Below are 13,089 nucleotides of genomic sequence, written 5' to 3'. Positions count from 1 at the left end.
TCCGGTACCGCACCACCGCACCCGGCCGCGTCGTGCGGGCGCGCCGGCGGCTCGTCGGTGCGCCCGGGGGCGTGCCCGTCGCAGTCGTGGGGGCCGGCGTGGTCGTGGGGGCCGAGGTGGTCGTGGGGGCCGGCGTGGTCCCGCACGGCAGCGGGGACCGACTCCGGTACGGCGGCACCGCAGACCTCGCAGGCGCCGGTCGCCGCGAGGGCGCCCGGCTCGGAGTCCCGCTCGGAGTCCCGCTCGATGTCCGGGGGTCCGGCGGTGCGGGGCGCGCTGTGGGGCTCGGCCTGGTCCGGCACGGAACGCGCGAGGCCGGTGGCGAGGCGTGGAAGGCTCGCCGGTGACGGCGTCGCCACGTCGGTTCGTCGGTCCTCCGGCCGTGCTTCACCCGTCGCCCCCCTCGGAATCTGATGACCCGTCACTGTGCTCCCCGGCGTCAGCCCGTACTCGACGCAGCCCCCCGCTCCGGGACGATACACCAGGACCGTCACTCAGGGACAGGGTCGCAGTACTCTCCGTGACGGTCAGAGGCTTGTACGCAGCGCGTGTCGGGGGCGCGCACCACCCGACCGGCCCAACCGCGACCGCTCCCGACCGCCTTCCCCGGCGCGCTCCCGTCACACCGGGGCGGGCGGCCGCGGTCGGTCAGCCGTGGTGCGGGGCGGCTGTCGCTCAGTCGGTGGTGAGGAGGACGTTCGCCAGCTCCTCGCCCGCCACCAGCCGCCGCAACTGCCCCGCGATCAGCCGCTTCGCGCGCGGCATGAAGGCCGAGGTGGAACCCCCCACATGGGGACTGATCAGGACACCTTGAGCGTGCCACAACGGGTGCCCGGCCGGCAGCGGTTCCGGGTCGGTGACGTCCAGCGCCGCCGTGATCCGGCCGCTCTCGACCTCCTTGAGCAGGGCGGCCGTGTCCACGACCGGCCCCCGGGCGACGTTCACGAGGAGAGCCCCGTCCTTCATCCTGGCCAGGAAGCCGGCGTCGGCGAGATGCGTGGTCCCGGGCGTGAGCGGGGTGGAGAGCACGACGACGTCCGCCTCCGGAAGCAGCGCGGGCAGCTCCGTCAGGGCGTGGACCTGACCGCGCGCCGTGGTGCGCGCGGAGCGCGCGACGCGCGCCACCCGCGCGCACTCGAAGGGCGCGAGCCGGTCCTCGATGGCGGCGCCGATCGACCCGTACCCGACGATCAGGACGGACTTGTCGGCGAGGGCCGGGTAGAAGCCGGCCCGCCACTCCTCGGCGTCCTGGCCGCGAACGAAGCCCGGGATGCCCCGCAGCGACGCCAGGATCAGCGCGAGCGTGAGCTCGGCGGTGCTGGCCTCGTGGACGCCCTTGGCGTTGCAGAGGGCGACGCCCGGCGGCAGGGAGGGGATGCCGGGCGTGACGTGGTCGATGCCGGCGGACAGCGTCTGCACGGCCCGGACCGAGGTCATCGCGGCCAGCGGCCGGACGGCGATCTCCGTGCCCTTCATGTACGGGACGACGTAGAAGGCGCAGTGCGCCGGGTCGGCCGGGAACTCCGGTCCGCCGTCCCAGAAGCGGTAGTTCAGGCCCGACGTGCCCGGTTCGGGGAGACCTTCGATCTCGTCCGCGGGAATCGGAAGCCACACGTCAGCGGTGGTGTCTTCGCATCTCATGACCGGGAGGCTATGCGAAGAATCCCTGGCGCCATTGGTTACTTTGGGGGACGGCACAGGGAGGGGTACCGGCAGGTGGAGCGCAGGACAATCGGGGCGACGGCGCTCGACGTGGGTGCGATCGGCCTGGGGTGCATGCCGATGAACTGGGCGTACAGCCGTTCGGAACAGCGGGGGGACCGCTCGCTGCGGACCGTGCACGCGGCGCTCGACGCCGGGGTGAGCCTGCTCGACACCGCCGACATGTACGGACCCTTCACCAACGAGCTGCTCGTGGGGCGGGCGTTGAAGGAGCGACGGGCGGAGGCCTTCGTCTCGACGAAGTGCGGACTGCTCGTCGGCGACCAGCACGTGGTCGCCAACGGCAGGCCGGGGTACGTGCGTCGGGCCTGCGACGCCTCCCTGCGGCGGCTCCAGACCGATGTGATCGACCTGTACCAGCTGCACCGCGCGGACCCCGAGGTGCCGGTCGAGGAGACCTGGGGCGCGATGGCCGAGCTGGTCTCCGCGGGCAAGGTCCGGGCGCTCGGCCTGTGCGCCGTCGGCGCGCGGTCGGCCCGCCGGGGTGCGACGGGCGCGAGCCGCGACGGCTATGAGGGAACGATCCGCCAGTTGGAGCGGGTCCAGCAGGTCTTCCCGGTGGCGGCGGTGCAGGCCGAGCTGTCGGTGTGGTCGCAGGAGGCGCTGGTCCGGCTGCTGCCGTGGTGCGCGGCGCGGGGCGTCGGGTTCCTGGCGGCGATGCCGCTGGGGAACGGTTTCCTCACGGGGACGCTGACGCCGGGCGGCGGCTTCGAGCGGGACGATCCACGGGCTCGGCACCCCCGGTTCACGGCCGAGATGATGGCGGCGAACCAGCCGCTCGTGGCGGGCCTGCGGCGGGTGGCCGCGCGGCACGGGACGGACGTCACCCCGGCGCAGGTGGCGCTGGCGTGGGTGCTCGGCCGGGGGCCGCACGTCGTGCCGGTGCCGGGGGCGAAGCGGGAGCGGTGGGCGGTTGAGAACGCCCGGGCGTTCGGGCTGCGGCTCACGGCGGAGGATCTGGCGGAGATCGCGGCGCTTCCGCCGCCCCGGGGGTCCTGGGACTGAGGGTGCCCGGGGATCTTCGGCGGCGCGCAGGGATCTTCGGCGACGGGCGGGAACCTGATCGGGCCGAGCGGTGTATCAAGAGTGAAGGGATGCCGCTCGACTCGTCGAAAGGGACCGTGCCATGAGCCGTCCTGCAGTTGTGAAGGCCCTGTGGGGCGCCGCCGTGCTGGTCCTGGTGGCGGGCTGCTCCTCGGGGAGTACGGAGGATCGCCCGGGTACGGCTCCGCCGACGTCGGTCTCTGCGACAACGCCCCCGTCCGGCTCCGCGAGCGCGGTTCCCTCCGGGACGGCCTCCGCCGCCGGTCGGGTGGCGGTGACCGGCACGCTCACCGAGGGGCTGAAGTCGCCTTGGGGGCTGGCGGAGCTGCCGGGCGGGAATCTGCTCGTCTCCTCGCGCGACGAGCGGACGATCACCCGGGTCGACGGGCGGACCGGGGCGAAGACCTCGCTCGGTGAGGTGCCGGGTGTGGTTCCGGGCGGTGAGGGCGGGCTCATGGGCCTCGCGGTCCGGGACGGCTGGGTGTACGCGTATCTGACGGCGGAGTCGGACAACCGCATCGTGCGTATGCGGTACGGGGGTGGGGCCGGGGACCGGCTCGGCGCGCCGGAGCCGGTGCTGACCGGCATCCCGAAGGGAGTCGTGCACAACGGCGGCCGGATCGCGTTCGGGCCGGACGGGATGCTCTACGCGGGGACGGGTGAGACGGGCGTGACCGGTCTGGCCCAGGACCGGGAGTCGCTGGGCGGGAAGATCCTGCGGATGACGCCGGAGGGCCGGCCGGCGCCGGGCAATCCCTCCGCCGGATCGGTGGTCTATACGTACGGGCACCGCAATGTGCAGGGAATCGCCTGGGACGCGGAGGGGCGCCTGTGGGCCGCCGAGTTCGGGCAGAACACCTGGGACGAGCTGAACCTGGTCGAGTCCGGGAAGAACTACGGCTGGCCGGAGGTCGAGGGGCGGGGCGGGCGGGCCGGGTTCGTGGACCCGGTGGCCCAGTGGCCGACCTCGGAGGCCTCGCCCAGCGGGATCGCGTACGCGCGGGGCGCGATCTGGATGGCCGGGCTCAGAGGTGAGCGGCTGTGGCGGGTCCCGCTCTCCGGCGCGGAGCGCTCGGGGGAGCCGGAGGCGTTCCTGACGGAGGAGTACGGACGCCTGCGCACGGTCCTCGCGGGGGGTGGCGGGCGGCTCTGGCTGGTGACCAGCGAGACGGACTCCCGGGGCACTCCCGGGCCGGGGGACGACAGGATCCTCCGGCTGGAGGTGAGCTAGACGGGGGTGTCGAGGAGGTGGAGGCGGTGGGCCAGGGCGGCGGCCTCGCCGCGGCCGGCGACGCCCAGCTTGGCGAGGATGTTGGAGACGTGGACGCTGGCCGTCTTGGGTGAGATGAACAGTTCCTCGGCGATCTGGCGGTTGGTGCGGCCGGCCGCGACCAGGCCCAGGACGTCCTGTTCCCGGGGGGTGAGACCGAAGGTGTCGTCCGCGGGCTCGGCCGGAACCTGGGGCTGCTTCTCGGGGGTCAGGGAGAGGCGGGCGCGGGCGGCGAGGAGTTCCACGTCCTCGCGGAGCGGGCGGGCGCCGAGGTGGCCGGCGGTGGCGTGGGCCTCGCGGAGCAGGGGCGTGGCCTCCTCGCGGCGGCCGCCCTCGACGAGCAGGGCGTCGGCGAGGCGGTGGCGGGCGCGGGCCAGCTGGGCGGGGCGTTCCAGCGGTTCGTAGGCGGCGACGACCTCGGCCCAGCGGGCGGCGGACTCGCGGCCCTCTGCGCGGGCGAGCTCCTCGGAGACCTGGAGGGCGTGGGCGGCCCAGACGGGGGCCGGGGCGGCGAGGCCGCGGACGCAGCGGCGGATCGCGGCGAGTGCCTCGGCGCGGCCCTCGTCGGCGGCGGGCAGCCCCCGGCTGTCGGCCTCGGCGGTGACGGCGGTGAGGACGAGCGGCCAGCCGTAGCGGTGGGTGCTGGGCGGGAAGCCGGCCTGTTCGGCGGCGGCCAGCTGGGTGCGGACGTCGGCGACGCGCCCCTCGGCGGCGGCCACGGCGATGTCGACCTGGCCCATGGGCAGGGTGTACTGCGGGATCGGGTCGCGGGTGCCGTAGACGGCGCGGGCGTCGGCGAGATGGCGGCCGGCCGCGTCGAGTTCGCCGCGGGCGACGGCGAGCTGGGCGAGGCGGAGGGAGGCGGAACCGCGGGGCTTGGCGCTGGTCGACGAGCGGAGCAGCCGTTCGGCGGCCTCCTGGGTCTCGTCCCAGCGGCCGAGGGAGAAAAGGGACTCGGCCCGGTTGGCCTCGATCCAGCCGACGCTTTCGACGAGGCCGTAGGAGCGGGCGAGGCGGATGCCGGTGTCGGAGAGTTCGACGGCCTCGCGGGAGCGGCCGAGGGCTTCCAGGGAGGAGGCGATGTTGATGTGGGCGCGGGCGGTCTCGGTGTACTGGCCGATGGCCTTGGTCCGTTCCCTTACCTCGTGCATCTCGGCGAGACCGGCCTCGGCGTCACCCGCCCCGGCCATGAGGGTGCCGAGGGTGAGCCGGGCGTTGAGTTCGATGGACTCGGCCTTGACGTGCCGGGCGTACTCGACGGCGCGTTCCGCGGCGGCGATGGCCTCGGGGCCGGGGTTGCGGAGCATGCCCCAGCCGGCGGCGCCGACGAGGACCCTGGCGTGGACGGCGGAGGGCGGCAGGCCCTTGACGAGTTCCTGGGCGCGGGCGATCTCCTGCCAGCCGTCGCCCCGGCCGAGGTTGGACTGGAGGCGGGCCTTCTCGGTCCAGAACCAGGCGGCGCGGAGGGGGTCGCTCTCCTCCGCGCTGCCGAGGAGGCGCAGCGCCGTCTTGCCTATCTTCAGGGCGCGTTCGCGGTCGCCGCTGAGGCGGGCGGCGACGGCGGCCTCGGCGAGCAGGTCGAGGTAGCTGAGAGCGGTGGTCTCGGGGTCGCAGCCGCAGGGAGGGTAGGCCTCGGCGTAGTCCATGGGCCGGAGCGAGCGGCGGGTCTCGGCGGGGGCCTCGTCCCAGAGTTCCATGGCCCGTTCGAGGAGTCGGAGCTGTTCGGCGTAGGCGTGGCGCTTGCGGGTCTCGACGGAGGCGCGGAGGACGGCGGGCAGGGCCTTGGCCGGGTCGTGCGCGTGGTACCAGTACGTGGCGAGCCGGGTGGCGCGCTCGTCGGCCCGGACGAGCCCCGGGTCGGCCTCCAGGGCTTCGGCGTAGCGCCGGTTGAGGCGGGAGCGTTCGCCGGGGAGCAGGTCGTCGCTGACGGCCTCGCGGACGAGGGAGTGGCGGAAGCGGTAGCCGTCGCCGTCGGGGACGGCGAGGAGGAGGTTGGCGCCGACAGCGGCCCGGAGCGCCTCGATGAGTTCGTCCTCGGTGAGCCGGGCGACGGCGGCGAGCAGGCCGTACTCGACGGTGGAGCCGCCTTCGGCGACGATCCTGGCGACCCGCTGGGCGTCTTCGGAAAGCGTCTCGACCCGGACGAGCAGGAGGTCGCGCAGGGAGTCGCTGAGCTGGCCGGGGGCGCAGCCCGCCTCGTGGGAGACGACGAGTTCCTCGACGAAGAAGGCGTTGCCGTCGGAGCGCTCGAAGACCTCTTCGACGAGGCCGGGGTCGGGTTCGGCGGCGAGGATGCCGGTGAGCTGGCGGTGGACCTCGATGCGGGTGAAGCGGGCGAGTTCGATGCGGCGGATGGTGCGGAGCCGGTCGAGTTCGGCGAGGAGGGGGCGCAGCGGGTGGCGGCGGTGGATGTCGTCGGCGCGGTAGCTGGCGACGACCACGATCCGGCCGCGGCGGAGGGTGCGGAGGAGATAGGTGAGGAGGTGCCGGGTGGAGGCGTCGGCCCAGTGCAGGTCTTCGAGGACGAGCACGATCGTACGGTCGGCGGCGAGCCGTTCCAGGAGCCGTACGGTCAGCTCGAAGAGGCGGGCGGTGGAGTCCTCGTCGGAGGAGTCGTGGCTTCCGGGGTCGCCCAGTTCGGGCAGCAGGCGGGCGAGTTCGCCCTCCTGGCCGTCGGCGGCCTCGGTGAGTTCGTCGGGGAGCCGGCGGCGGAGCGAGCGCAGTGCGGTGGCGAAGGGGGCGAAGGGCAGTCCGTCGGCGCCGAGTTCGACGCAGCCGCCGAGCGCGACGACGGCGCCCCGGCCGCAGGCCGTGTCGAGGAACTCCTCGATGAGCCGGGTCTTGCCCACCCCGGCCTCACCGCCGACGAGCAGGGCCTGGGGCTCTCCAGCGGCCGCGCGGGAGAGCGCCTCGGTGAGGGCGGTGAGTTCGCCGGCGCGGCCGACGAACACGGGGCTGACTGACCTGGTCTCCACGGCGCCGAGCATCGCACAACCGTCCGTGCGTTCGCTCATAAGGGGGTCACGCGGCCCGGACGAAACGGCTGCGGCCCTCGCCACTCACCCGCCCCTCCGGATCCTGGCCCCCGCTGCGGCGGCCGAAGCGGCGCAGGCCCCGGGCGGAGCCGGCCGACTCGGCGGCCTCGTGGGACAGACGCTGGGCGGCGGCCTCGCGGACGAGCTGGGCGTGGTTCATGCGGTGGAGTTCGTACTCGAACATCGGGATGCTCCCTGGTCTTCTCGGTTTCGGTATCGCTTCCTGCGATGCCTCTACTGTCGTTTCCCAGGGGGTGCGGCCACATCGGGCGAGTTCCGCATGTTCGGCGTACGGGGGGCCTTAGGCGGGACCTAGGGGGTCCTTAGGCGGTCTCAGGATCCGGCGGTGGGGAGGCTCAGGAACAGGTCGAAGTAGGTACCTGCCGACAGGAGCAGTCCGAGGCCGCCCAGGACGGCGCCGGCGACGGCGACCGCGCGGACCCAGGTGGGGCGCCCGGGGAGGATGAGCACGAGGACGGCGACGAGCAGGGCGACGAGCGCGAAGACGCCGTTCACCAGGGCGGTGGTGTGCCAGGCGTCGCCGTAGATCTCGGAGATCTGCTGGGCGGGGGTGCCCGCTCCGGAGGTCTTGATCTGCCCGATGAGGGTCTCGCGCTCGGAGACGACCTTGCCGGTCCAGGTGCCGGTCAGTGCGACGGCCCCGAGGGCGGCGGAGACCACGGCCGCGGCGGCGCCGACGCCGGCGGAAGCGGGGGCGGCGGCCGCCTCCCCTTCCGCCGACAGCTCGTCCTCCGAGTCGTCCTCGTCCGAATCGTCCGCGTAGGCCTCGTCCGCCCCGGCCGTGTCGTGGGCGTCGAGCGGCTCCGCCGCTGCCCCGGCGTCCGCCCCGGCCGCGCTCTCCGCGCTCTCCGCGTTGTCGGCGGGCTTCTCTGTCGTCGTCTTGGTGTCCATGCGGCGCACGCTAGGCGGCGCACATGAGAGGCGTCTTAAGACGCCTCGGCCTTCGCCGCGCGCCACTCCGGGGCGAGGACGGCCCAGAGCTCCGTGTCCGCTCGGGAGCCGCGGTGCGGGTAGTTCTCGCGCAGGACGCCCTCCCGCGTCATGCCCAGCCGGCGGGCGACGGCGATGCTCGGCTCGTTCTTCGCGGAGGCGCGCCATTCGACGCGGTGGATGCCGCGCTCCTCGACCGCCCAGTCGATGATGACCCGGCAGGCCCGGGTGATCAGACCCTTCCCGGCGGCGGAGGGCTCCAGCCAGCACCCCGCCTCCGCCCTCCCGGCCGCCACGTCCATCGTCCGGAAGAGGACGCCGCCGACGAGCGTGCCCCCGTCCCAGATGCCGTAGATGCGTCCGGTGTCGGTCGCGGCCTTCTCGGCGTACGAGCTGAGGAAGGAACGGGCCGAGTCCAGGTCGGTGGCGTAGTCCGGCAGGACGATGTGCTGCCCGATGAAGTCCCGTCCCCGGTCCATGTGGGTCAGGAACTCCTCGGCCTGCCAGGGCTCCAGGGGCCTCAGCTCGGCGCCGTCGTCACCCAGCGGTATCGCGAACATCGTCGTTCCTCTCCTCCACGGCCGGTACCGTCACGCGCTGCCTAGGGATCTTCGCACGCGCGTCGGCGGCCTCGCGGCTCTCGGGAGGTTCGATGCTGATCCGGGGCAGCAGCCGGTCGAGCCGACGCGGCAGCCACCAGTTCGCGCCGCCGAGGAGGTGCATGAGCGCGGGGACGAGGAGGGTGCGGAGCACGAAGGCGTCGAGGGCGACGGCCGCCGCGAGCGCGATGCCGAACATCGCGATGACGCGGTCGCCGGAGAGGACGAAGGCGAGGAAGACGGCGATCATGATGACGGCGGCGGAGTTGATCACGCGGCTGGTCTCGGCCAGGCCGACCCGGACCGCCCGCCGGTTGTCGCCGGTCTCCAGCCACTCCTCGTACATCCGGCTGACCAGGAAGACCTGGTAGTCCATGGAGAGTCCGAAGAGGACGGAGACCATGATCACGGGGAGGAAGGGTTCGATCGGTCCGGCGCTGCCGAGGCCGAGGAGTTCGCTCCCCCAGCCCCACTGGAAGATCGCCACGACCACGCCGAAGGCGGCGGCGACGGCCGCCACGTTCATGGCGGCCGCCTTGAGCGGTATGCCGATCGAGCGGAAGGCGAGCAGGAGCAGCAGGCAGCCCAGCGCGATGACGACCCCGACGAAGAGCGGCAGCTTGCCGACGATGATCTCGGCGAAGTCGTCGTACGAGGCGGTGACACCGCCGACGTGGACGTCGAGGGAGGTGCCGGCCTCGGCCTTCGGGAGGACGTCCGTACGGAGCCGGTCGACGAGCTCACTGGTGGCCTTGGACTGGGGCGAGGAGTCGGGGACGACGGTGAGGACGGCGGTGTCGCCCGGGCTGTTGTAGGTGACCGGGGAGACGGAGGCGACCCCTCGGGTGGCGGAGAGCGCGGCCGGCAGCTGGTCGAGGGCGACCCGGTCGTCGGCGCCGTCGAGCCCGGCGACGAGGGTGAGGGGGCCGTTGACACCGGGCCCGAAGCCGTCGGCGATCAGGTCGTACGCCTTCCGCGTGGTCGCGGTGGCCGGGTTGTTGCCCTGGTCGGAGGTGCCGAGGTGGAGCGAGAACGTGGGCAGCGCCAGGACGCCCATGACGACGACGGCGACCAGGCCGAGGAGCTTCGGGTGCCGCTCGACGAAGGCGGACCAGCGGGCGGCGAAGCCGGTGGGCAGCTCGGGCTGCGGCCCGTGGACGGCGAGCGCCCGCCGTTCGCGCCGGGACAGGGCGCGCATGCCGATGAACGAGAGCAGCGCCGGGAGCAGGGTGACGGAGGCGGCGACCGTGAGGACGACGGTGAGGGAGGCGGCGATGGCGACGCCGTTGAGGAAGCCGAGCCGCAGGATCAGCATGCCGAGGAGGGCGATGCAGACGGTGGCCCCGGCGAAGACGACGGCGCGGCCGGTGGTGGCGACGGCGGTCTCGGCGGCCTCCGCGACGGACAGGCCGCGTTTCAGGCCTCTGCGGTGCCGGGTGACGATGAAGAGGGCGTAGTCGATGCCGACGCCGAGGCCGACGAGCATGCCCAGCATGGGGGCGAAGTCGGCGACGGTCATCAGATGGCCGAGGAGCACGATCCCGGAGTACGCGATGCCGACGCTGACGAGCGCGGTCGCGATGGGGAGCGCGGAGGCGGCGAGGGAGCCGAAGGCGAGGAAGAGGACCACGGCGGCGACGGCGACGCCGACGACTTCGGCGATGTGTCCACCGGGGGCCTCGGTGAGGGCGACGGCGCTGCCGCCGAGCTCGACGGAGAGCCCCTCGGCCTCGTTCGCGGCGGCCTTGGCCGTGTCGACGAGGGCGCGTGCCTGTGCCTGGGGGATGTCGTCGGCCTGTTCGCGGAAGGCGACGGTGGCGTAGGCGGTGTGTCCGTCCTCGCTGATGCGGCCCTGGGGGTCGCCGTACGGCGAGACCACGGCGGCGATGCCGGGCAGCTCGGCGACCTCGTCGAGCATCGCGCTGGTCCGCTGCTCGACGGCGTCGGCGCGGACGCTGCCCAGGTCGGTGTGCCAGACGATGGTGACGCTGTCGCCGCCGAGGCCGTCGAAGCCGCGGTCGAGGAGGGCGGTGGCACGGCCGGACTCGGTGCCGGGGACCTCGTAGTCGTTGGAGTACGCGCTGCCGGCGACGGCCGCCGCGGTGCCGACCCCGACGAGGGCGACGAGCCACAGGAGGACGGCGACGAGGCGGTGCGTGACGCACCACCGTGCGATGGCTGCCAAAGGACGTGCTCCCTGGGTGGTTCGTGGCTCTTTCACGGGGACAGCCCGAGAAGAACGCATGACCTACATGGGGGCCACTGTGACAGCAGAACGTGATCGTTTGCCCGTTTCGTGTCGATACTCACAGGCATGCCCGGGGGCTCGGGACGGAGGTCCCGGCCCCCGGGCACAACGGCTCAGCCGGAGACGCTGGCGCGGCCGTTCTCGATGTGCCCCATGAGCCGGCGGCGGAAGCCACCGGCCGCGGTCACCTCGACGTCGTACCAGCCGTGCGCGTCGGAGGCCGAGTGCACGACGGTACGGGTCCGGCCGGGCTTCACGGTGACCGTGCGGGTCCAGTCGGCGAGGTCGTCCTCATCGACGTACCCGAGCGGCCTGACGGTGAAGGCGAGCGGTGCGGATCCGGTGTTCCGTACGGTGAGGTGCAGGTCACGGTCGTGGTGGTCGATCCGCGAGGCGAGCTCGGCGCCGCCCGTCGCGGGGCCCTCGAACTCGCGGCGGAAGCCGTTGGGGCCGGTGATCGTGAAGCGGTAGTGACCGCCCGGTACGGGGACGGTCCACTCCCCCGTACCCCTGACGTCCTGGTGCTGCGGGACGGCGAACTCGCCCGCGTACGGATAGAGCGCGAAGTGCGCGCTCGCCTTCCCCCGGTTGCTGAGCGCCACGGTGACGGAGCCCGCCCCGACGGTCGCGGAGGCGTCCGGCTGGTATGGCAGCGGGCGGGCGCGGCGGACGCCGGGCTCCTGCGCCGGCATCTGCTGGACGGCCGGGGGCTGGGGCCGCCAGCGGCCGGAGAAGGGCGGGATCGGGCCGGGCTGCTCGACCTCGGGCTGCCGGTGGCCGCGCTTGAAGTCGAAGGCGGAGGTGAGGTCGCCGGTGACGGCGCGGCGCCAGGGGGTGATGTTGGGCTCCTGGATGCCCGTGAGCCGCTCCAGGAAGCGGATCACCGAGGTGTGGTCGAAGGTCTCGGAGCAGACGTAGCCGCCGACCGACCAGGGCGAGACGACGAGCAGCGGGACGCGGATGCCGAGGCCGGTGGGCTGGCCCTTCCAGCGCTCGTCCGTGTTGTCGGCCGGCGGGACCGGCGGCGGCACGTGGTCGAAGAAGCCGTCGTTCTCGTCGTAGTTGATCAGGACGACGGTGTGGCGCCAGACGTCCGGGTGCGCGCCGAGGGCGTCGAGCACCTTGTAGACGAGGGTCGCGGAGGCGATCGGCGAGGAGGAACCGGGGTGCTCGGAGTCGATCGCGGAGGGCACGAGGTACGAGACCTCGGGGAGGGTGCCCGCGGCGACGTCGGCGCGGAAGGCGTCGGCGAGGGTGCCGGACTCGACGCGGCGCAGTCCCCGCTCGAAGAGGGAGCGCTCGGCCTCCGTGAGGGTGGCGACGCCCTCCTCCAGGAGGCCGAGGAGGCGGGTGCGCTCGGCGGTGTCGTCAGTGTCGCGGACGGCGGCGTAGAACGACTCCATGAAGGTGTGCCCGCCGGTCTTCGCGAGCGCCTTGCGGGCGATCTTCTTGAAGCTGGTGAAGAACTCGATGTTGTTGTCGGTGAAGTTCTCCCACTCGGTGTACGTCTTCCAGCTGCGCCCGGCGGCTTCGAGGCGCTCGGCGTAGGTGGGCCAGCCGTAGCCCGGGTGGGTGCCCTCGGCGTACGCGGCGTTGGTGACGGCCCGGCTGCCGTCGGCCTCGAAGCCGGTCCAGCCGGACCAGAGGTGGTTGCGGTTGGGGCTCGTCGAGGTGTGGATGGACGAGTGGTAGGCGTCGCAGATGGTGAAGGTGTCGGCGAGCTCGTAGTGCAGGGGGATGTCCTGCCGGTCGTAGTACGCCATGGTGGCGGCGGTCTTGGCCGAGACCCATCCGTCCATCCAGCCGCCGCGCCAGGCCTTGCCGCCGCCGCTCCAGGAGTGGTCGAGGTCCCCGATGTACTGGAGATCCTTCTTCTGGGTCTCGGCGGCGCCCCGGATCGGGAAGGGCAGCACGGTCCGGCCGAGCGCGGCGGGCTGCTCGAACACCGGCTTGCCGGAGGGGAGCTCGATGGCATTGCGGTCGCCGAATCCGCGGACGCCGCGGAGGGTGCCGAAGTAGTGGTCGAAGGAACGGTTCTCCTGCATCAGGACCACCACGTGCCGGACCGCCGACATCCCCCCGGCCGGGGGCTCCGCGGCCATCGCGGCCTGCAACGACGGCGGCAGCAGCGAGCCGGCGGCGGCCACACCGAGGGCACCTCCGCCCAGTGCGAGGAGCCTTCTGCGGGACAGCTCGGGGGGCAGCTCGCGGGACATCTCG

General features: G+C 73.4%; 9 protein-coding genes. 2 read left to right on the top strand and 7 right to left on the bottom strand.

From position 1 onward, the window contains the following. Positions 1-675: 675 nt before the first annotated feature. Entirely contained in the window at positions 676-1,641 is a 966-nt protein-coding gene (locus ACIRB7_RS26055) for a 2-hydroxyacid dehydrogenase (RefSeq protein ID WP_403603075.1), read from the bottom strand. A 75-nt stretch (positions 1,642-1,716) separates the two neighbouring features. Between ACIRB7_RS26055 and ACIRB7_RS26050 the strand changes: the two genes are divergently transcribed. Next, complete coding sequence (locus tag ACIRB7_RS26050; protein WP_403603073.1) at positions 1,717-2,727, top strand: aldo/keto reductase; 1,011 nt, start codon at positions 1,717-1,719, stop codon at positions 2,725-2,727. Between the two features lie 121 nt (positions 2,728-2,848). Continuing rightward, positions 2,849-3,997 (top strand): PQQ-dependent sugar dehydrogenase, encoded by a 1,149-nt coding sequence (locus ACIRB7_RS26045; RefSeq protein WP_403603071.1) that lies wholly within the window; start codon positions 2,849-2,851, stop codon positions 3,995-3,997. Here ACIRB7_RS26045 and ACIRB7_RS26040 read toward each other — a convergent pair. The 6 genes from ACIRB7_RS26040 to ACIRB7_RS26015 form a co-directional block, all read right to left on the bottom strand. Further along, a complete protein-coding gene (locus tag ACIRB7_RS26040; RefSeq protein ID WP_403603069.1) occupies positions 3,994-7,050 on the bottom strand; it encodes an AAA family ATPase in 3,057 nt (1,018 codons plus the stop codon). The genes ACIRB7_RS26045 and ACIRB7_RS26040 overlap by 4 nt on opposite strands. Positions 7,051-7,057: 7 nt before the next feature. Beyond that, positions 7,058-7,255: a hypothetical protein gene (locus ACIRB7_RS26035; protein ID WP_403603068.1), complete on the bottom strand. Its 198-nt coding sequence runs from the start codon at positions 7,253-7,255 to the stop codon at positions 7,058-7,060. Between the two features lie 149 nt (positions 7,256-7,404). Next, positions 7,405-7,983: a hypothetical protein gene (locus ACIRB7_RS26030; protein WP_403603066.1), complete on the bottom strand. Its 579-nt coding sequence runs from the start codon at positions 7,981-7,983 to the stop codon at positions 7,405-7,407. A gap of 35 nt (positions 7,984-8,018) precedes the next feature. Then, entirely contained in the window at positions 8,019-8,582 is a 564-nt protein-coding gene (locus tag ACIRB7_RS26025; protein ID WP_403603064.1) for a GNAT family N-acetyltransferase, read from the bottom strand. Next, positions 8,560-10,806 (bottom strand): MMPL family transporter, encoded by a 2,247-nt coding sequence (locus ACIRB7_RS26020; RefSeq protein WP_403603062.1) that lies wholly within the window; start codon positions 10,804-10,806, stop codon positions 8,560-8,562. The genes ACIRB7_RS26025 and ACIRB7_RS26020 overlap by 23 nt, the downstream gene beginning before the upstream one ends. Positions 10,807-10,982: 176 nt before the next feature. Continuing rightward, a complete protein-coding gene (locus tag ACIRB7_RS26015) occupies positions 10,983-13,085 on the bottom strand; it encodes a phosphocholine-specific phospholipase C (protein WP_403603269.1) in 2,103 nt (700 codons plus the stop codon). Positions 13,086-13,089 lie beyond the last annotated feature (4 nt).

Source organism: Streptomyces sp. NPDC093795, from assembly GCF_044764665.1.
Taxonomy (GTDB): Bacteria; Actinomycetota; Actinomycetes; order Streptomycetales; family Streptomycetaceae; genus Streptomyces.
Note: the sequence above shows the minus strand (reverse complement) of the source record. Positions and strands in the feature narration are given on the sequence as shown.